The organism is Longinema margulisiae (genome assembly GCF_025266855.1).
GTDB lineage: Bacteria > Spirochaetota > Brevinematia > Brevinematales > Thermospiraceae > Thermospira.
This window is the reverse complement of the sequence record NZ_CP053071.1, coordinates 1,762,624-1,781,544: the sequence shown is the minus strand read 5'-3', so window position 1 is coordinate 1,781,544 and position 18,921 is coordinate 1,762,624. Positions and strand designations below refer to the sequence as shown.

The following is an 18,921-nucleotide window of genomic DNA, read 5'->3' as shown; positions in this document are numbered from 1 at the left end:
ACCTAAAACCGGGCCTTATACCCAAAGATAAGGGAGCGGTGAAAAGCGTTTGCCTCAGAAAGATACTCAAACAAAACCTGCAGTTCAAAGTTTTCCGAAGGCATAAAACCCACAAGAAGAGTAGGAAGCACCCTATTCCAGTACTCCTGAGCAAAATACACATGCTCTACGGTAGCCGAGAGGAAAAAATACCTTCCAAGATGGACACTCACCCCTCCCACAAGGGAGAGAGCCTCCCAGCGACGCATCGTAGCCGGTAACAAAGGCACCCTCATACCTATCACAAGATAGTCATCACTCCCAAAACCAGGATACTTCCATCCCATCACACTATAAAACCCATAGAGCATATCCTTTGTCCCATTCTCATTCACTACCAGAGAACGCCGTCCATACCCAAACGTATCAAAACCCACCGCCCAATTGAAACGAGAAAGATTCTTGATAATCTGGAGTTTCGCATACGCTCCAGGAATAAAAAACTCAGGATTGCCCACACCAATCACATTCTCTATCCCTTCCGAAATCCCGATATCCAGCACATCAAAAATCCCCACCTGAAAACGGAACCCAAATCCCCCATTTTCGTACAACACCACTTTTCCCGAAAATGTCCCTCTTCCAAGACTATCAAAGGTATTCACCGTGCCTAACATATCAATGGCAAAACCACCACCCCCTCCGCTAAACACAGGCCGGGAAGAAGGTGTAGCACTCCCTCCCCCGCTTCCAGGTTCATCAATCACAAACTCACTCCAGAGCATAGCTGTGAGAAACATCCCAAGCCCTATCCAACAACGGCGCATATCTATTCTCCCCATCGACGTTTTATCTCTTCACGATTTCGTGCAATACGATACATCAGATTGTCAATCACCTTGTAATAATTGAGATCCCCATCCCGAATCCGGTAAACCATATCCTCCATATACAGAAGATCCGTCTTATACCATCGTGTCTCATAGGCCTTCATGGCATTTTCTACCGCCTGATCCCAGTATTCTTTAGCCTTGGTAAAATAAAACTCAGCGATCTCATACCCCTCTAAGTAGTTTGTTTTGAATTCTTCGTTGAAAAAGTAGATATGCTCCTTCATGTACATATAGCCATAGTCAATATACGACTGCGTCAATAACTGACATATCTGCATCATAAGAAGATACTGATAATGAAGGTACTGCATCTCGTTGGTGATAGGTGTCAAAGCCTTGATCGGATGATCATAAGGCATCACATAGGCTAGTTCTAGGAAAAAAATATTGCGGCTTATCGAATCCATGTCCTGATAAAGCCACTGATTGAAAAGCCTGAAATAATCCTCTTTAGTGCGAATTTTATTCCGAAGTGGCTTGAACCCAAAATCGCTACTCTCTGTCCATCCCAAGACCAGACCAAGACTCATCAAAAAAACTATTATCAGCCGTTTCACCGATACTCTCCTTGGACAAAAGCCCCCTCTTTCTCACAAGAAAAGGGGCTTTTCTACGTATCGGCAAAATTTTCGCTTTCTATACCCCGAGAAGAGATTTCAGTTCAAGGGAAAGAGACTGTATCACCTCATCTATCTTCGCTACATCCTTTCCACCAGCCTGAGCTAAATCCGGTCGTCCTCCTCCTCCACCACCGAGCTGGGAAGCTACCTTCTTCACAAGATCATTGGCCTTGATGGTAGAAGTGAGATCTTTGGTCACTCCGCATACCATCTGGACCTTCTCATCCTGCGTCACCCTGAAAAGAAAGATCACACCACTTTTCACTTTCGTCTTGAAGGTATCAACAACACCCAACATCGCCTCCTGATCCACATCAAGACGCGTAATCACCATTGCCGGTTTGTCCTGGGCAAGAGTGGCAAGGATTCTCTCTACCTCCAACCAGGCCAAGTTCTTTTTATTCTCTGAGATGGTCTTTTCCTGTTCTCTGAGTTGTTCCTGAAGGTCTTTCACCCGTTCAAGAATTTTCTCCTCCTCCGAAGCAAGAAGAAGAGCAAGTTCTTTAGAGCGATAGAAAAGCGTCTGCAAGAGTTCAAGGGAACGCATACCAGCCACCGCTTCAAGCCTTCGTGTCCCTGCGGAAACAGAACTCTCAGAAATAATCTTCACAAGCCCAATATCGCCTGTTCGATGCACATGCGTTCCTCCACAGAGTTCCTTGGAATATCCCTCAACCTCAATTACCCGCACCACATCCCCATACTTTTCCTCAAAAATAGCTACGGCATCACTTTTCATAGCCTCTTCTCTGGACATGATATGGCGATGAACAGGACGATTCTCAAGGATAATCCTATTGACTTCCTCCTCAATCCGTTCAATCTCTTCTTTTGTGAGAGCCTGTGGATGGGTAAAATCAAAACGAAGAGACACAGGAGACACATAAGAACCAGCCTGACGAACATGATCTCCTAAAAGAGAACGAAGGGCTTTGTGAATCAAATGTGTGGCTGTATGATGGCGAGCTGTGGCCTGTTTCTTGTCGGCATCCACCCTGAGAAGGCACACATCACCAACCTGAAGGGTTCCATTCAGCACACGACCATAATGAAGAATGGTATTTTCATACACCTTCGTATCCTGAATCACCACCCTCGTAGCCCTGTGTTCAAGAACCCCTTGATCTCCTACCTGACCACCCTTTTCCCCATAAAAAGGTGTCTTATCAGTAATCAGAATCACATCATCATTTTCCGCTACACTCTCCACAATCTGCCCATTTTTGATGAGCTTGGTTACCTTTGCTTCACATTCATAGAGATTTTCCCCCACGTATTCGGTTGGCTGCAAAGTCCCCTGCAGAAGCTTGAGATCAAAACCCTCTCCCTTCCAGTGTGCCCGGGCCCTTTGCTTCTGTTCTTCCATTCGTTTCTGAAAACCTTCCATATCCAAGGCAAAACCCTCATCGGCTGCAATCTCCTGAACAAAGTCCAGCGGAAACCCTAAAGAATCATAGAGCATAAAAATCTTTTCACCAGAGAGCTTACCCTCTCCTGTGGCTTTCATCTCAGCAATAAAATCATTCAGCCTCTCAAGACCACGGTTTAGCGTCTTGAAGAACGCCTCCTCTTCAGAATGGATAACCTTTTCAGCCATCGCGGCGTGTTCTTTGATCTCTGGATAGGCGTCTCCCATGGCCTCTACCACAGGTTCTACCATCTGATAAAAAAACGGCCTGTCAAGTCCCATCATTTTTCCATAACGAATAGCCCGACGAAGAATATGACGAAGCACATACCCCCGTCCCTCATTAGAAGGGAAAACCCCCTCTGCTAACACAAAGGTAACGGCTCTCGCATGGTCGGCAATCACATTCAGGGGAATACGGTTTTTGCCCTCGTACTTGAGACCAGAAATTTTGATAGCCTTTTTCATGATCGGTTCAAAGATATCTGTTTCATAGACACTTTTCTTTCCCTGCAAAATCATCAAAAGTCGCTCAAACCCCATTCCCGTATCAATACCTGTATATTGCAGGGGATGAAGTTTTCCCTCTTTGTCCTGATTGTACTGATTGAACACAAGATTCCAGAACTCAAGAAACCCATCACAGGGACCTGGTTTTTCCACCTCACAGGGGGGATACTCTATCACACCACGTAAGTCAATATAAATCTCTGAACACGGACCACAGGCCCCTTCATCACCCGCCGGTCCCCACCAGTTGTCCTTTTTGCCCAGGCGAACAATACGGTCCGCTGAAAAACCGCCTATCTTCTGCCAGAGTTCAAAGGCCTCATCATCGTCCTGGTAAACAGAAACCCAGAGTTTTTCCTGCGGAATTTTCACCACTTTCGTGACAAATTCGTAAGCGTACTCAATAGCTTCCTTTTTGAAATAATCCCCAAATGAGAAATTTCCAAGCATCTCAAAAAAGGTATGGTGACGGGGAGTTTTTCCCACATTTTCAAGGTCACTTCCCTTTCCGCCGGCTCGAAGACACTTCTGTACCGTCGCCGCACAGGGAAAAGGAGGCTCTACCACACGAGAGTAATACTGTTTGAACTGTACCATCCCCGCCGTTGTAAAAAGCAAGGTGGGATCATTGTCCGGGATAAGGGAACTGGATGGCACAATCGTATGTCCCTTCGAACGAAAATAGTCCAAAAAAACCTTGCGCAGCTCTCGTGATGTCATCATAGACTCCCCTCTTTTTTCAGATATTGGTGTATTGTAAAAGAAAAAAGAAAAATTCTCAAGTTTTTGAATTTCGAGCCCTTTGCATGAATGTGCAAAGGGCTCAAAAAAATAATAAAAAAACAAAAAGTGGTATAAAGAGACCTTTGCACAAATGTGCAAAGGTCTCAAGAAAGTGGTAAAAAAACAAAAAATAGTATAAAAATGTTCCTTAACGTAATAAATAAAACTATTCCTTTGAACAAAAAAAGACAAATAAGCCCTTGTAAATGGAAAAAGCGAGGTTTCAGGGGCGTAGCCCCTGACCCAGACAGGGGAAGAAAACACCCGTGCAAGGGTCTCATTCTTATGAATGTGGAACGACCTCCCACTTTTCTCGACCACAAAATACCCTGAAAAAATCCCTTTCCATTTCTCTAAACTCTTTGTCTTTTCTGTCGAAACATAACAGTGAAGACAAGGATGTCTTCAGAACATATCAAGGAGGATGGTATGATCATCAACCACAACATCAGTTCCATTTTCTCTCATCGTCAGCTTACCCTGAACAACCTCGAGTCTGAAAAGGACATCGAGAAGCTGTCGTCCGGTATGAAAATCAACCGGGCAGGGGATGATGCTTCTGGTCTTGCTGTGTCAGAAAAGATGCGCTCCCAGATTCGCGGTCTTCGCCGCGCAAACCAGAACACCCTCGACGCTATCTCAATGATCCAGACAGCCGAAGGGTACTTGGAAGAGACTGCCGCTATTCTGCAGCGTCTCAGAGAGCTCGCTGTTCAGGCAGCGAACGGTATCTATGATGCCCAGGATCGTATGATGATCCAGGTGGAAGTTTCCCAGATAATTGCGGAAGTCGACCGAATTGCTTCCCATGCTCAGTTCAATGGGCTCAATCTTCTCACCGGTCGATTTGCTCGTTTCACTGGAGAAAACACCGTGGTGGCTTCGATGTGGTTCCATGTTGGTCCCAATATGGATCAGCGCATTCGCGCCTATATTGGTACCATGAGCTCTCAGGGTCTTGGCCTCAAATCTCCCGTTGGCAATGCCGCTACCGCTTCTTTCATCAGTCTCAGTACACCTGACAAGGCAAACATGGCCATCGGTATGATTGATGTGGCTCTTCTCAAGGTGAACAAGCAGCGGGCTGACCTTGGTGCCTACCAGAACCGCCTCGAAAAGACCTCTGCTGGTCTCATGGTTGGTTTTGAAAACCTACAGGCTGCCGAATCGAGAATCCGAGACACAGACATGGCAGAGCAAATGTCTCTCTTTGTCAAGAACCAGATTCTCACTCAGGCCGCCAATGCTATGCTTGCCCAGGCCAACCTGAAACCTCAGATGGTACTGCAACTTCTCAGGTAAAAAAGCTCTCAAAAGCCTGCCTTCGGGCAGGCTTTTTTCTTTCACAAAAGCTTTCTCTTATGTGACAGCTCTTCTTTTTCCGAAAGAAGAAAAATTGCATTTTCAATCCTTTTGCCTTATGATAGAACCCTAAGGAGAAGCAAATGGAACACATCGAGATTCGTGTAGATGGTGTTATCTTCAATGACCACGGCGAAATTCTCCTCGCTCGCCACGAAAAGGACAAAAAAACCTACTGGGTTCTCCCCGGTGGACATCTCCAGTTTGGAGAAGGCCTCGAAAATGCCCTCAGACGAGAGTTGAACGAAGAACTCGGTTTTGAAGATGTGGAAGTGAAAGAACTTGTCTTTGTGGATGAGTTTATCACCTCCTCCAGGCATGTAGTGCATATTGGTTTTGATGTACGTGTGGTAGAAGAATATCTCAATAACGTGGGTGTGATCACAGAAAACGAAAGTATCAAAGAAGTGAGATTCTTCTCCCTTGCAGAAATCGTCAACGCGAGTGATACCTTTTATCCCTCAAAAGAGTTTATCATTCAACTCATCGAAAACAAAACGGCGGTAATGCTTTGATGAATAGACTTGCCATTCTCACACCCGGTATCCCTTATTCTACCAAAAAACCCAAGGGATCCCTCTCTGCCCTTGACCGTATCGCTGAATTGGGGCTTGATGGGATCGAACTGGAGTACGTCCAGGGGATACGGGTGGATTATACCCACATGAAAGCCCTTGGTGAAAAGGCCAAAAGCCTCGGGCTTGTCCTTACCGCTCATGCTCCTTATTATATCAATCTCTTTTCGCCCGAAAAAGCCAAAATCGACAAAAGTTATCACTATATCTTGGATACCGCACGTGCCCTTGATGCGGCTGGTGGCTATTCCATTGTATTCCATGCCGCCTTTTACCTCCAGCAACCACCCCACAAGGTATATCCCGTTGTCAAAGACCATCTCAAACATATCGCTGATATCGCTCACAAAGAAGCCCTCAAAGTCGATATTCGACCTGAACTCATGGGAAAACCTACCCAGTTCGGTTCTCTTGATGAGATTTTAGATATCTGTGCGGAAATTGGTCCCCCTATCAAACCCTGTATTGATTTTGCCCATCTCCACGCAAGAACAGGCAAATTCAACAGTTATGAAGAATTTGCCAAAGTCTTTGAAAAAGTGAAAGAAACCCTTGGAGAAGAAGCTCTCCAGGATATGCATATCCATTATTCCGGGATTCAGTACAGCGCCAAAGGAGAACAAAAACACCTCATTCTCCGAAAATCCGATGCCCGTTACAGGGAATTCTGTCGGGCCCTCATTGACTACAACATTGGAGGAGTTCTGGTGATTGAGAGCCCCAATATCGAAGGAGACACCCTCCTTTTCAAATTGACCTATCAGGCAATGAGTGATTAATCTTCTCTGGCTTCAAACACCTTTCTTTTCTCCCCTATCCCCCTTTTTCACCTCAATGCCCAAAAGAGCAAGAGATCTCACAAATTCCTCACCATCAAAATCCCTTTCGGCTTGAAAAGAAATCCTGTCCCTTTCAAACACCACATCCCGCACTCCCCCCATCGCGTCTAACAAAGCCGCCACTTCATGCCAACAAAAACTTCCTTTCACTTCCCAGACATAGCGTTTTGTCCTCACCACCACAGAAGAAGAGCGCCTTTTGCCGCAACCACACCCTCTCATGGTCGTGGAAACACCACCCTCACCCGAAGCCCCCCATCATTCACAAAAGAGACCCTTCCCCGCAGTTGCTCTGCGAGAATAAAAAGAAGCTTCAACCCCAAAGAACCACTGGACTTTGTTGGCTCAAAAGAAAGTCCTGGTCCATTGTCCGCCACTTCCAGAACAAGCCCCTCCTCACCAGAGACAAGAGAGATCCGGATAAAAGGATGTTCCTGTCCAGGAACCGCATACTTGAAGGCATTGGTCAATGCCTCAGAAACCCATAGTCCCAAAGGAATACATACCTCAAGTGGCAAAGAAACATCCTCTGTCTCCACCTCAATATGAAGCGGAGCCGCCATCTCATAAATACTCCTCACCGCATCGGCAAGATCCATGAGATATTCCCTCACCCTGATAGTGGAAAAGGAATGCGTTTGATAAAGTTTCTCATGGACAATCGCCATGGAACGTACTCTCACCTGACTATCAAGCATCACCCGCTTGATAGACTCTTCTTCTGTCTGGTCTGCCTGAAGAGACAAAAGGCTTGAAATAATCTGAAGGTTATTCTTCACTCGATGGTGAATCTCCTTGAGAAGAACCTCTTTTTCTGCCAAAGCCTCTTCGATCTGTTTCTGCTGCTTTTTGATAGTGGTAATATCCACCATCACGCCGATGAGACGAAGCGGTTGCTGGAAGATATCCCTTTCCACCACATGGGCTTTGTTCAAAACCCACCTTTCCTCTCCATTTTTTGCTGGTATCTTATGCTCAAGAGAAAACTCCTGCCGCTTTCCATTGCAATAGTCAAATATCATTTCACGAAGGAAAGAGGCATCCTCCTTCTCAAACTGAGTGAGCCAATTTTGAAGAGAGGTGGCAAGGGGAAAACCCGTCTTTTTCTCCCAATCTTCTGAGAGAAGAAGTTCATCCCCAGGAATCATCCAATCCCAGAAGATGGCATTGGCTGTCTCAAGGGCTGTGGTAAGCCGTTTCTCAGAAACCTGCAGTTTCTGTTCATACAACCGTCTCTGGGTGACATCGGCAAGCATCACCATCTTCCCCAAAAACCTTCCATCAGGCGCACACCAATCCTTACTCTGAACAAAGAGCCATATCTTCTCTCCTTCAGGGGTATAAAGCATCACCTCTTCTTTCACCACATGAAAACGCTCATAGGGTTTGATAGCCATCAAAAGGGGAAGTGGAATAGCAAAGCCCCCTCCACTCCTTCCCTGCACAAGGGCTTCAATATCCGTTTTTGGTGGCACACCTAAAAGACGGGCCCCCTCAGGATTGAGATACACCGCTGTTCCATCCGGACGTACAATGAGAAGCCCCTCACTGAGAGACTGAACAATCTCCTGAATCACCTGCCGGGAGTAGAGAAGATTTTCCTGTTCGGCTTTGAGAGAACGTACGAGTTGCTCCACCGTCGAGACAAAAAACTCCATCTCAGGAAAAGAAGCCTCCACAGACTTTTCATAGGGCTGTCCAGTAAGCATAGCCTTGGTGTACCTGACAAAAAAATCAAAAATACGTTGAAGGGTGGCTGAAAATTTCACCGCAACGAGAAGAGCAAGAGCAAGTCCCATCACAAGCACCATGGCAATAAGTCCTATAAACTGATAGACAAACTGAAGCCACAGGGAAGCCTCTATCTCCTCTACCACAAACCACGGAAGATTTTTGATCCTGATGAGAAGATACGATTTTTTCCCTACCCCTCCCACATCAGAAAGCCACATAACATCTTCATTTGAATTGACAAACTCATGAAAACCAGGAAGATGTCCTACTCCCTCCGAGGTACTCACCCTCAAAGGATCGGTATGAACAATATAATTTCCATAGATATCCACAACCCCCATGGCAATTCTATAAAGCTGAAGTTGGGTAGAAAAATGGGCCAATACCGAAGCAAGAGAAAAGACATACACAGCCTGTTTTTCAGGGGTACTATACTCTACAAGAAGATAGGATTTTCTTTCTCCAGGATAGAACACCACCTCATAGCGAAGTTTTGAAAAGATCAAAGCTGATGAAGAAAAAAGCACAGGAAGATTCACCTCCTCCCACTGCTTTTCTCCAGCAAAAAACAACCTCTTTCCAGAGGAATCATAGAGAACCACCGCCTGCAATTCTGCAAAATGTTTTCTCAGTTTCTCAAACATAAGCCGATGACGGTCTGTGATTTCCCTACTCGTAAGAGGAAGTTGTTCAAAAGAGGAGACCACCAACCTTCGAAACATGTCTATATCTGTGGACACAAGATCTGTGGCTAACAGAGCACTCACAGATACCTGTCTCTGGTATTCAGCCCTCCACCAGTGAAAGAAAAGAACACCTGTAAATACCCCCGAAAGCACCGTGATCATCACCAGAAGAAGAACCGTCACCAACCGAACCTGTCGGCTCAACGGCCACGATTGCCAGAAGAAAAACATCCTACCGTTCACGTCCTACCTTCCACTGGTTACTTACCACCTGGATCATATAGAGGGTTCTGGTAGCATCCCCATACTGATCAAGATACACCGCTGACTGAAGCCCGGCAAAAGTCCGGGGGAAAAGAGAAAACCATTTCTGACGCAAATGCCCTCTACTTTGTCGATAGAGGTCTACGGCCAACAAAAGACTCTCATATCCATACACAAAACCAAACGAAGGTTCCTGTTGATAGTTATCTACAAACCTCTCATAAAGCTGACGATACACCGCATTGGTATGAGAGACCACAAAGTGCTGGACTGCTTTTGTCCCCTCTCCATATTTCCCGCTCCACCGGAGAAAATACCTGTCCATAGCCCACCCAGCCACATACACCTGAAGACCAGAGAGCTTCTCTTTCACCTTCTGGACAAGAAGCCCCCCCTCATCCCCTGGGGTCACTAGCACAAGAGCTTGAGGTTTCCAGAGCAGGATTTTCTTCACCACCTCATCTAAAGAACCCTTCACGGCTGAATGATAGGACAGAACTTGACAGAGGAGCCCTCTTCTTTGCCAGAAGTTGGTAAACTCCCCTATCCACGCCCGAGCATACGGCTCATTGGCTTCCGTGTACACCAGAAGAGGTTTTGACACCCCATCCTCCGCCATGAGATAGAGAATACTTCGTATCTCCTGAAGATTCTCGGGAACAATTCTTGCCATATAATCCCTCTGCCCACTCCAGAGAGAAGAACTCACCGTCGGTGGAATAATCGGAACCCGCAAGCTATTGGCCACAGGTATCACCTTCATTCCCGTAGCTGAATCAAACGGCCCAAGAATCACATCTGGACCATAGGCCGCAATTTCCTGCGAAAGCTTTTCTTCATCAAGGCTATGCACATTGAGAACACGATAGACAATTTTTTGAGAAGGGGAAAGATCCGCTATAGCCCAGAGAATACCTTCCCTCCCTTCCACATGCAGGGTTGAGGTAGCCCCTGAAAAATCCCCCACAATCAACACCCTCATTGGTCGAGAACACCCCACCACTGCCACAAGCAAAAAAAAGCCGGCGGCTCGCCATATCCACTTCATAACCGCCTCCTCTCTTTCTTCACTCACATTATAGACCAAACCACTTCTTTTTGCAAATCTTTTCTATCCCAACCGACTAAAAAAGGCTATCACTACCTGAGTCCATCTCCCAAGAAGTATGCCAAAGGGAAATTCCTGACGAATCCAATCGTGGGGAAGAAAGGGAAGCCTGGCTAAAAGAATAAACACAAGCCCCACAAGAAAACCAAATTGGAAAAGCCCCAGAAGTCCACCAAGAAGCGAATCAAGCCACTCTAACTCAAGAAACTCCAGCACGTCCTCAAGCCAATACGAAAGCCTCTTCAGAGCAAAATATCCCCCCGTAAATACCACCACAAACACAATCCAGAACCACACCTGCCGATACCCTTCAGGTAGCCAGGAAACGACAAGTTTTCCTAAAAGAATCCCGCCAGCAAGCCCCACCACAATAGCCAAAAGGGTAAAAAGCATATTGATAAGCCCCCGGCTAAAACCATACACAAACCCTACCACAAGAAAAACCACGATCAGAAGATCATAATAAGGCATCTTTTTTACCCTTCACGGCTTTTCTTCCCTATCAACCATTTCCCCCTTTCTCCCTCTCTTCTCAAAACCCTACGGTTGACTGAGAATCATATCTGCCACACGAAGCTGCTGGGCAAAGCGTGCCTGAAGCTGGAGACTCGTCTCACAGAGAGACTTAAAACGCCTGAGATACTCCTTGGCGCGGGAAGTATCTCCCGACTGATAGGCCAGAATACCAAGATTATAGGCAACCTCAGGAACGGGCTGGCGCGCAAAATCCTCATGTTGTAAGATCCTATCCCCAAAAAGATAAGCCTTTGCTGTCCAGTCTGGAACCTGCATGGCTATCTGCCAGGCAAAAAGAAGCATCTGGTAGTCGCTCTCTAAAGCAAGGATATCCATGATATCACCAGCAAGCCTTGCATATGGCACATAGTTCGCTAACTGGGTCCGCTGAATGAGCTGAATCAGGATCATTTGCTTCATCTCCGCTGAAAAACTCTCCGGTTTTTGTAAAAGTTCCCTTGCTTTTGCCTCAAGATCAAAAGCCTGTGGCAAGCGCATATCCTTGAGTACCGCGTCTAACATATCCGTATATTGTTTCCACTGGAGAAACTCCTGATACGATTGATACGCAGGATTTACAAACCCTCCCATATCACGTGGTGGAGCTTCCTTGAGTTTGGCCTCCGTCCGGAGAGAGAGTGTCTTTCGAAGATATCTCACGTTTTCCTCAAGAAGCGGAAGAAGAGTATTCTTTCTCTGTGGATAGCGGTAAATTGTCCGAAGAAGAAGTTGATTATAGGTCATAGATATCCCTATAAAAGTACGAGAGTTGTGATAATAAGAAAGAAGCTTTCGAAAACGTGGCCAAGCCTCTTCTGAAAGATCCTCGCCAACTTCATTTTCCACAAAAGCCACCAGGGCCCCTATAATCGACACACTATCATAGCCATAATACATAGCCTCCCTGTAGACTTCCTTGGTCTTCTTCCAGGCATTGGTGATTTCCATGGCAATCTTCTCTCGCACCTCGGGACGAGTTTCTCGTTGATACATGGTCTGAAGATTGCGAATGCGTTCTCGATAGATATCCCCCATCTGCATATCATAACCAATGGCAATCTCTCTTGTCATCCGATCAAGATAGGGGAGATTGGGAATATTTTGCCATCGTATTCTATAACGAGAAAAATAGTCCGCTAATGGCAACGGCGTACTTCTCACAAAAACAATCCTCTCTCCCTCAAGTCTCACATATCCCTGCGACGCAAGACTTTTCACCTGATCAAGGACATAACCACGATCCACAGGACGACGGAGCCATTCCGAAAAGAGATACTGTGCCTCTCCAACACTCACCGAACCACGAATCGAAAGGTCATCAAGGAGTCTATGAGCAATTGGTTCCACCTTGTACATAATCCCGTACCGACGATAGGTATAATCCCCAAGCTTCCAGACCTCTGGTCGTTGCCAGGTGAGATACACAGGACGCCTCCCCTGCCAGTAAGGAATAAAATAGGGATCAAGATTCACACGGGGATCGTTGATGTTAGAGATAGGGACATAAAAAGGCTCAAGCCCAGCAAAAATATTGCTATCCACCAGGTCCTTGCGTCGTGCAATAGCCCGGGGATCACTATAAAGCATAAGACCATAGATCTTTTTGAAAACATTCCCCATCTGGTCATAGGCAGAAAGATCAGGGCGTATCTTTTCTGCATAGATAAAATAGAGAGAAGAAAACACCTGGTTATCTCCCCCTTCTGTCATATAAACAGAATCCATTTCAGCAGATGCCATAAGATTTTTGCCATAATCATGGTTGAGATAGTCTAAATGATGATCAGCGGTTTTATAGTTACTCACATAAGGGGAAAGACCCAACCCCAACACAAGGAGGATCCCTATTCCCCGTAGAAGTTTCTGACGAAACAATTCCTTTTCTTCAATAAGCATCTGCATATTCTGCCTCCCACTCACAGGATAAAAAATAAAAACGAGGGGGCTTTTGCCCCCAATTACTCACCCTTATGCCTCGATGGCATCAAAGGCACAGGTAGCCGCACACGCACCACAATCAATACAACTACCGGCATCAATCACACGTTTTCCACCCTGTTCGCTGATAGCCGAAACAGGACATGCTGCTTCACAGGCACCACAGTTGGTACACTTACTGGCAATAATCTTATATGCCATTTCTGGCCTCCTTTGAAAAATATTCTATCTGAGATGCTCAATGCCATACGCGACATCAAGCAATTTCTGTTCCCCAAGAGCCGGACCCATGAGTTGCATCCCAAGAGGAAGCCCCTCCTTCGTCCACCCCGAAGGAAGAGAAAGAGCCGGAATACCGGCAAGGTTAGCTGAAATCGTATAGATATCGGACAAGTACATGGCAATCGGATCACTCACCTTCTCTCCAATGCCAAAGGGTGGGGTTGGTGTAGTAGGACCCAAAATCACATCCACCTTCTCAAAAGCCCTCTGAAAATCCTCTTTGATAAGTGTCCGAACCTTGAGAGCCTTGAGATAGTACGCATCATAGTACCCCGCCGAAAGCACATAGGTTCCTAACATGATACGACGCTTCACTTCTGGGCCAAAACCCTCTGTTCGTGTTTTGACATACATTTCCGAAAGGGTCGAAGCCTGAGCCCGATAGCCATACTTTACCCCATCATAGCGTTCAAGGTTGGAACTTGCCTCAGCTGTCGCCACAACATAATACGTGGGAACTGCATACTCACTGTGGGGAAGAGAAATCTCCGCCACACTGGCTCCAGCCGCCTCAAGTTTTCGAATCATCTCATCAAGGTTTTCTTTCACCCGTGGATCCAGTCCCTCAATGATAAATTCCTTTGGCACACCGATCTTTACCCCTTTGAGATTTCCCTCCAGTTTTACCGCTGGTGTATGCTCAAGACTTGTGGAATCCTTTGGATCGTGTCCCGCCATGGCTTCATAAATCCAGGCCGCATCCTCAACTGTTTTCGCAAGCGGTCCTATCTGATCAAGCGAAGAGGCAAATGCCACAAGCCCATAACGAGAAACCGTCCCGTAGGTAGGTTTCAGTCCCACACATCCACAAAAAGCGGCTGGTTGACGAATAGACCCCCCTGTATCACTGCCTAAGGCTACAGGAGCAAGCTTTCCTCCCACGGCTGCCGCTGATCCCCCCGACGACCCACCGGGAACCCGCTTGCGATCAAAGGGATTACGGGTGATGCCATAAGCTGATGTCTCTGTCGATGAACCCATGGCAAATTCATCCATATTGGTCTTGCCAAGCACCACCATCCCATGCTGACGCACAAGCCGCTCCACCACTGTCGCATCATAACTGGCTTTGTACCCCTTGAGAATACGAGAACTACAGGTGGTCTCATATCCCTTCACATTGATGTTATCCTTGATAGCAATGGGAATTCCTGTGAGTTTCGTTGCCTCTCCACGAGCCCGTCTTTTGTCTGCCTCTCTTGCCATAGCAAGGGCTTCATCGGCCAAAACAGAGACATACGCATGGATAGGCTCCGCTGATGATTCATCCTTTTGAATAGCCTCAAGATAGGCCTTTGTAATCTCTTCAGAAGAGACTTCCTTTCTGGCTAAAGCCTCACTGAGCTCCCGTAAAGACAAATCACGGATATCCATCTCTTCCTCCTATTCCTTTACCCCAAACAGTTGCGCTATATTCTTCCTGTGCTTCACAATAACAAGAAGGGCAATAATCACTGTGATAATTTTCAATGACAACCTCCCCGGCTCAATTAGCCACACACTTACAGGAAGGGCAACAGCCGCTAAAACCGAAGAAAGCCCCACGCCCTTCTGAAGGTTTTTGAAAAACCCAAGCTTTCTTTCCTCTCCATTGGTGAGCACAAGAGTAGCGCGAAAAGTAAATAATACCACCAAAAAGACCCCTAAAGCCACAAGAAGCTCCACAGGAGCCAAAAAGACAAATACCCCTGCCGAGGTGGCTACCCCCTTTCCCCCCTTGAAGCCAAGATACACCGGATACAGATGCCCGAGAATCGCCATCACCCCTATCACAATGAGCATAAGATCCTTTTCAAAAATATAACCACTGCCCCCAAAAAGGACTTTCTCCAGCATCGGATAAAGCAAAACCGGAAGTCCCCCTTTCAAAAAGTCAAGAAGAAACACAGGAACAAACCCACCCCAGAAACCAAAAACCCGGCTTACATTGGTGGCTCCTATGTTTTTTGATCCTACCGTACGAATATCCACTCCCCTGAGAAGTCCATACACCAGCCCAAAAGGAATAGCTCCCACTAAATAGGTGAGAAGAAGATATACCCCATAGACAATATACGACATCGCTTTGTCTCCTTTTGTTTTCGTTTCAAGAGATTACCACTTTGGTAGAGAAGACGACGTATCACCCTTGGCACTCTTCAGAAGCTGGATCAATTCTGTGGTTGAGATCTCAATATCGGAAATGATATTCTCCACCTGAGCCACAATATAGTTATAAGCCACCTGTGCCGGAATAGCCACAATAAGCCCATACGCTGTGGTAATCAGAGCCTGGGCAATCCCTCCAATCAGTTTGGAAGGGTTATTCATCCCCTGCGTGGAAAGAACCGTACTGGAGATAATCATACCTAACACCGTTCCCAAAAGCCCCAACAGAGTGGCCACACTCGTGACGGTAGCCAGCACAGGAATATTGCGATGAAGCTTGGGAATCTCATATACAGCGGCATCTTCCATGGCCTTTTCTATCTCTTCCCGGCTTTTGTTATACTGGGTAAGCCCTGCCCGAATGATATTGGCCGCCAACCCGGGATAATTCTCACAAACCGCAATAGCCTCATCAATCCGATGACCTTTGAGTTTCTCTCGCATTTTTTCCTGAATAATCTTAGCATTCTGTCTCACCTGCCTGAAGAAAAGCACCCGCTCAATAAAAACCGCAAGCCCGATAATCGACACAAGAAGAATAAAATACATGACCGGTCCACCCTGCTGGAAGTACTCAAGGACCACCATCGGCTCCTCCTTTTTTGCACTGAAATATTTCTCAAACTGTAGTATAACGACAAAGAAAAAAAATTTCATCTTTTTTTGAGAAAAAAGGAGTTTATCTCTGTTGTCGTTCCACATTCATAAGAATGAGACCCTTGTACGGGTGCTTTCTTGCCCTTTCTAGGTCAGGGGCTACGCCCCTCTTCCCCGTTTTTTCTGTTTACAAGGGCTTATTTGTCTTTTTTATTCAAAAAAGTAGAATTATTGATTACTGAAAGAAATATTTTTATACTACTTCTTTTATTACTTTTTAGAGACCTTCGCACATTCGTGCAAAGGTCTCAGAATGGTTATCTTCACACAAAAACTGAATACTTGTTCGACCATCTTTTCTTTTTCAGTTTTGGGCTATTTTTGTCACCCATTTTTCTTCTTTCACAAAGTACTCCCGTATGGGCAAAGGGGGCGTTGTCCTCGTCGCATGCTACGCATGCGCCTCGGACGAATAGTGCGCCGCTTTTGCGGGCAAGGAGAAACACATCCTCTCCTTCCAGGGGAAGTCCTTCCTCCGTGGGCGACATCAACTCGTCCTCCTGACTTCGGAAGTATAGCGCCCACCTTGCTCCGCCGATTCCCCGCCAAAGCGGGGTCCCCGCGGCTACGCTTCGGTGGGCTTACGGGAAAAAGCAACATACGATGTCGCCTCGGGTGCCTCCTGCACCCTCACTTCGGAAGGACTTCCACCTTACAACAAAGGGCACACGACCGCAAAAGCGGCCCCGTGGGGTACAGAAAAAAAGGGATTGAAGGAACAGAGCTTTCTCGTGTTATTTCCCTGTTTATAAGAAATGTGAAAATAGGTATTCAGTTTTATATGGGGAACGACAGTTTTTATCTCTTCCCATGTTTCAAATTTTCCAGGAGAAATCTCTTCTATGAGACCCTTGTACGGGTGCTTTCTTGCCCTTTCTAGGTCAGGGGCTACGCCCCTCTTCCCCGTTTTTCTGTTTACAAGGGCTTATTTGTCTTTTTTATTCAAAAAAGTAGAATTATTGATTACTGAAAGAAATATTTTTATACTACTTCTTTTATTACTTTTTAGAGACCTTCGCACATTCGTGCAAAGGTCTCTCTATTTGACATTCTCTTCTTTTTCCCATACAATAGAGATATAAACATCCACAAACGGGGGATAGATATGAAGGTACAGCAAATCGCTCTTTTCGTCTTTATAGGCATATTCTCCCTCTCTTTTTCTGTAGAGAAAATTCTCTACCTTCCCGCACCAATACCCGGAAAAACCACAACCAATTACCCCCAGGAAGAAGCCACAGGTTATTTCATCCATGACATCCTCAAGAATAATCTGGCGGCTCTCTCTGAATGGGCTATCACGACTGAGAAACTCACCAACACCAACACGCTTCTTCTGTATCGTCTCGAAACCACCTATACCCTCTCAGGTCCTCTCAGCCGACCGATGTGTCTTTATACCTACCGTTTATACAACGACAAAAATGATCTTATCCTTGAGACAAATACCACCGCCGATATTCGCTATGGCATCTTTGATGCGGTGGATGTCGCTGTTTTTTCCACGGGAAAAGCCCTTGGTGAAGACCTTTCCCGATATGGTTTTCTCACCCTGACCATTTCCCCGATGGGAGACACCCCTTTCCAGCTCTTCTTGAATAAAACCAAAATCCTCGATCTCACCAATACCACCTCCTTCTCCTCTCAATATCGCCTCAGTTCAGGAAAGCTCACCACCCTTTCTGTGAAAGAAAAGCCCTCCCTCCAGAACCTGTGGCTTGGGAAAACCCTCTGGGAGACAAACCTCACTCTTTCTCAAGGAGAGTCGAGGGAGTTTCCGATTTTTCTTCTCTCGACGGTTTCCTTTTCTCCTGTGAAAACAGAACTCTTCCTTCCCGCGGAAAAGAGTTATACCCTCACCCTTCGTCCGACAAATAGCCCCACCATCTCCACCAATATTACCCTGTCAACAAAAAAGGAAACACAAATTACCCTTCCTTTGGGGAGCACCTTTCTCTGTGAACTCACCTATACCCCAAAAAATCTCGTCGTAAGTACAGACACCCTTGTTCTCAAGAAAACCTCTCTTGTCTATCAGCCCACGGACAAAAAACAAACCCGCCCTCTCTACCTTTCCATAGGACTCAGTGGTCACGTCTCAGCCCCAGAATACTGGCAATATCAAGCCTTTCCTTTTATTCGGGCCAGTCTTTCTCTTCTCTACCATTTCTCCATGAACCAGCGCATCGGGATAATTCTTGCCCCAGAAACTATGGCTTTCCCGCCCACCTTTCCTTTCATACCTCAGGAACAGTCTTTAGGCTCCTTCCTTCTCACCTGGGGATGGTATCCCTTCCACAAAAAATACCAAACCTTTCGATTCTGTGTCGAACTCAGTGCTGGCTGGCAAAAGGGAAAGTTTGTCATGGCGTCAACAAGCCCAACTCCTGTAGCCCCGGAAACTCTACAGGAAGTCTCTGAGACTCTCAATGCCATCACCACAGGACCTCTTTTTGAATTGTCTCCATCACTGGAAATCGGGATTTTTTCCCTAGGGTCCTCCCTCTGGATGGCCCCACGTCGTCACCCCACGGCAGGAGAAATCACCATCAGGGGAATCTCCCTCTTTGTGAAAACCATTCTCTAAACACCCCAGCGAAAAACCCTTTCCCACACCAT

At 46.3% G+C, this 18,921-nt stretch carries 16 protein-coding genes; 4 read left to right on the top strand and 12 right to left on the bottom strand.

The genetic code is table 11. The features are described 5' to 3' along the window. Window positions 1-2: 2 nt before the first annotated feature. The 3 genes from BREVNS_RS08035 to alaS form a co-directional block, all read right to left on the bottom strand. Window positions 3-806, bottom strand: a complete 804-nt coding sequence (locus BREVNS_RS08035) for a hypothetical protein (RefSeq protein WP_483426499.1) — start codon at window positions 804-806, stop codon at window positions 3-5. 2 nt (window positions 807-808) lie between these two features. Continuing rightward, window positions 809-1,429: a hypothetical protein gene (locus BREVNS_RS08030; protein WP_483426498.1), complete on the bottom strand. Its 621-nt coding sequence runs from the start codon at window positions 1,427-1,429 to the stop codon at window positions 809-811. 79 nt (window positions 1,430-1,508) lie between these two features. Beyond that, window positions 1,509-4,133 carry an alanine--tRNA ligase gene (alaS, locus tag BREVNS_RS08025; RefSeq protein ID WP_483426497.1) on the bottom strand — a complete coding sequence of 875 codons (2,625 nt, stop codon included), beginning with the start codon at window positions 4,131-4,133 and terminating at the stop codon, window positions 1,509-1,511. Window positions 4,134-4,622: 489 nt separating this feature from the next. Here alaS and BREVNS_RS08020 point away from each other — a divergent pair, with 489 nt between their 5' ends. From BREVNS_RS08020 to BREVNS_RS08010, 3 genes are all read left to right on the top strand, one after another. After that, entirely contained in the window at window positions 4,623-5,495 is an 873-nt protein-coding gene (locus tag BREVNS_RS08020) for a flagellin N-terminal helical domain-containing protein (RefSeq protein WP_483426496.1), read from the top strand. A gap of 143 nt (window positions 5,496-5,638) precedes the next feature. Next, entirely contained in the window at window positions 5,639-6,070 is a 432-nt protein-coding gene (locus tag BREVNS_RS08015) for an NUDIX hydrolase (protein WP_483426495.1), read from the top strand. Next, window positions 6,070-6,909 carry a TIM barrel protein gene (locus BREVNS_RS08010; protein WP_483428044.1) on the top strand — a complete coding sequence of 280 codons (840 nt, stop codon included), beginning with the start codon at window positions 6,070-6,072 and terminating at the stop codon, window positions 6,907-6,909. The genes BREVNS_RS08015 and BREVNS_RS08010 overlap by 1 nt, the downstream gene beginning before the upstream one ends. A 12-nt stretch (window positions 6,910-6,921) precedes the next feature. Here BREVNS_RS08010 and BREVNS_RS08005 read toward each other — a convergent pair whose 3' ends face one another. From BREVNS_RS08005 to BREVNS_RS07965, 9 genes are all read right to left on the bottom strand, one after another. Continuing rightward, the gene (locus BREVNS_RS08005; protein WP_483426494.1) at window positions 6,922-7,191 is read right to left on the bottom strand and encodes a hypothetical protein; all 270 of its coding nucleotides are present in this window, start codon (window positions 7,189-7,191) and stop codon (window positions 6,922-6,924) included. After that, entirely contained in the window at window positions 7,188-9,632 is a 2,445-nt protein-coding gene (locus tag BREVNS_RS08000; RefSeq protein ID WP_483426493.1) for a sensor histidine kinase, read from the bottom strand. Before BREVNS_RS08000 ends, BREVNS_RS08005 begins: the two co-directional genes overlap by 4 nt. Next, on the bottom strand, window positions 9,622-10,701 hold the full coding sequence (locus BREVNS_RS07995) for an ABC transporter substrate-binding protein (RefSeq protein WP_483426492.1): 1,080 nt from the start codon (window positions 10,699-10,701) through the stop codon (window positions 9,622-9,624). The genes BREVNS_RS08000 and BREVNS_RS07995 overlap by 11 nt, the downstream gene beginning before the upstream one ends. A gap of 63 nt (window positions 10,702-10,764) precedes the next feature. Beyond that, window positions 10,765-11,232, bottom strand: coding sequence for a CvpA family protein (locus BREVNS_RS07990; protein WP_483426491.1), 468 nt, complete (start codon window positions 11,230-11,232; stop codon window positions 10,765-10,767). A 69-nt stretch (window positions 11,233-11,301) separates the two neighbouring features. After that, window positions 11,302-13,179 (bottom strand): hypothetical protein, encoded by a 1,878-nt coding sequence (locus BREVNS_RS07985; protein WP_483426490.1) that lies wholly within the window; start codon window positions 13,177-13,179, stop codon window positions 11,302-11,304. 66 nt (window positions 13,180-13,245) lie between these two features. After that, a complete protein-coding gene (locus tag BREVNS_RS07980) occupies window positions 13,246-13,416 on the bottom strand; it encodes an indolepyruvate ferredoxin oxidoreductase subunit alpha (protein WP_483426489.1) in 171 nt (56 codons plus the stop codon). Between the two features lie 24 nt (window positions 13,417-13,440). Further along, the gene (gene gatA, locus BREVNS_RS07975; protein WP_483426488.1) at window positions 13,441-14,871 is read right to left on the bottom strand and encodes an Asp-tRNA(Asn)/Glu-tRNA(Gln) amidotransferase subunit GatA; all 1,431 of its coding nucleotides are present in this window, start codon (window positions 14,869-14,871) and stop codon (window positions 13,441-13,443) included. Between the two features lie 9 nt (window positions 14,872-14,880). Continuing rightward, complete coding sequence (locus tag BREVNS_RS07970; RefSeq protein WP_483426487.1) at window positions 14,881-15,558, bottom strand: glycerol-3-phosphate acyltransferase; 678 nt, start codon at window positions 15,556-15,558, stop codon at window positions 14,881-14,883. A 33-nt stretch (window positions 15,559-15,591) separates the two neighbouring features. Then, window positions 15,592-16,233, bottom strand: a complete 642-nt coding sequence (locus tag BREVNS_RS07965; protein ID WP_483426486.1) for a MotA/TolQ/ExbB proton channel family protein — start codon at window positions 16,231-16,233, stop codon at window positions 15,592-15,594. Window positions 16,234-17,407: 1,174 nt separating this feature from the next. Here BREVNS_RS07965 and BREVNS_RS07960 point away from each other — a divergent pair. After that, window positions 17,408-18,889 (top strand): hypothetical protein, encoded by a 1,482-nt coding sequence (locus tag BREVNS_RS07960; protein ID WP_483426485.1) that lies wholly within the window; start codon window positions 17,408-17,410, stop codon window positions 18,887-18,889. The last annotated feature ends 32 nt before the right edge of the window (window positions 18,890-18,921 follow it).

Excerpts from the sequence above, each read along its gene's own strand:
- BREVNS_RS08035 (WP_483426499.1), bottom strand. The coding sequence starts at position 806 with ATGCGCCGTTGTTGGATAGGGCTTGGGATGTTTCTCACAGCTATGCTC.
- alaS (WP_483426497.1), bottom strand. The coding sequence starts at position 4,133 with ATGATGACATCACGAGAGCTGCGCAAGGTTTTTTTGGACTATTTTCGT.
- BREVNS_RS08020 (WP_483426496.1), top strand. The coding sequence starts at position 4,623 with ATGATCATCAACCACAACATCAGTTCCATTTTCTCTCATCGTCAGCTT.
- BREVNS_RS08015 (WP_483426495.1), top strand. The coding sequence starts at position 5,639 with ATGGAACACATCGAGATTCGTGTAGATGGTGTTATCTTCAATGACCAC.
- BREVNS_RS08010 (WP_483428044.1), top strand. The coding sequence starts at position 6,070 with ATGAATAGACTTGCCATTCTCACACCCGGTATCCCTTATTCTACCAAA.
- BREVNS_RS08005 (WP_483426494.1), bottom strand. The coding sequence starts at position 7,191 with ATGAGAGGGTGTGGTTGCGGCAAAAGGCGCTCTTCTTCTGTGGTGGTG.
- BREVNS_RS07995 (WP_483426492.1), bottom strand. The coding sequence starts at position 10,701 with ATGAAGTGGATATGGCGAGCCGCCGGCTTTTTTTTGCTTGTGGCAGTG.
- BREVNS_RS07990 (WP_483426491.1), bottom strand. The coding sequence starts at position 11,232 with ATGCCTTATTATGATCTTCTGATCGTGGTTTTTCTTGTGGTAGGGTTT.
- BREVNS_RS07985 (WP_483426490.1), bottom strand. The coding sequence starts at position 13,179 with ATGCAGATGCTTATTGAAGAAAAGGAATTGTTTCGTCAGAAACTTCTA.
- BREVNS_RS07980 (WP_483426489.1), bottom strand. The coding sequence starts at position 13,416 with ATGGCATATAAGATTATTGCCAGTAAGTGTACCAACTGTGGTGCCTGT.
- gatA (WP_483426488.1), bottom strand. The coding sequence starts at position 14,871 with ATGGATATCCGTGATTTGTCTTTACGGGAGCTCAGTGAGGCTTTAGCC.
- BREVNS_RS07970 (WP_483426487.1), bottom strand. The coding sequence starts at position 15,558 with ATGTCGTATATTGTCTATGGGGTATATCTTCTTCTCACCTATTTAGTG.
- BREVNS_RS07965 (WP_483426486.1), bottom strand. The coding sequence starts at position 16,233 with ATGGTGGTCCTTGAGTACTTCCAGCAGGGTGGACCGGTCATGTATTTT.
- BREVNS_RS07960 (WP_483426485.1), top strand. The coding sequence starts at position 17,408 with ATGAAGGTACAGCAAATCGCTCTTTTCGTCTTTATAGGCATATTCTCC.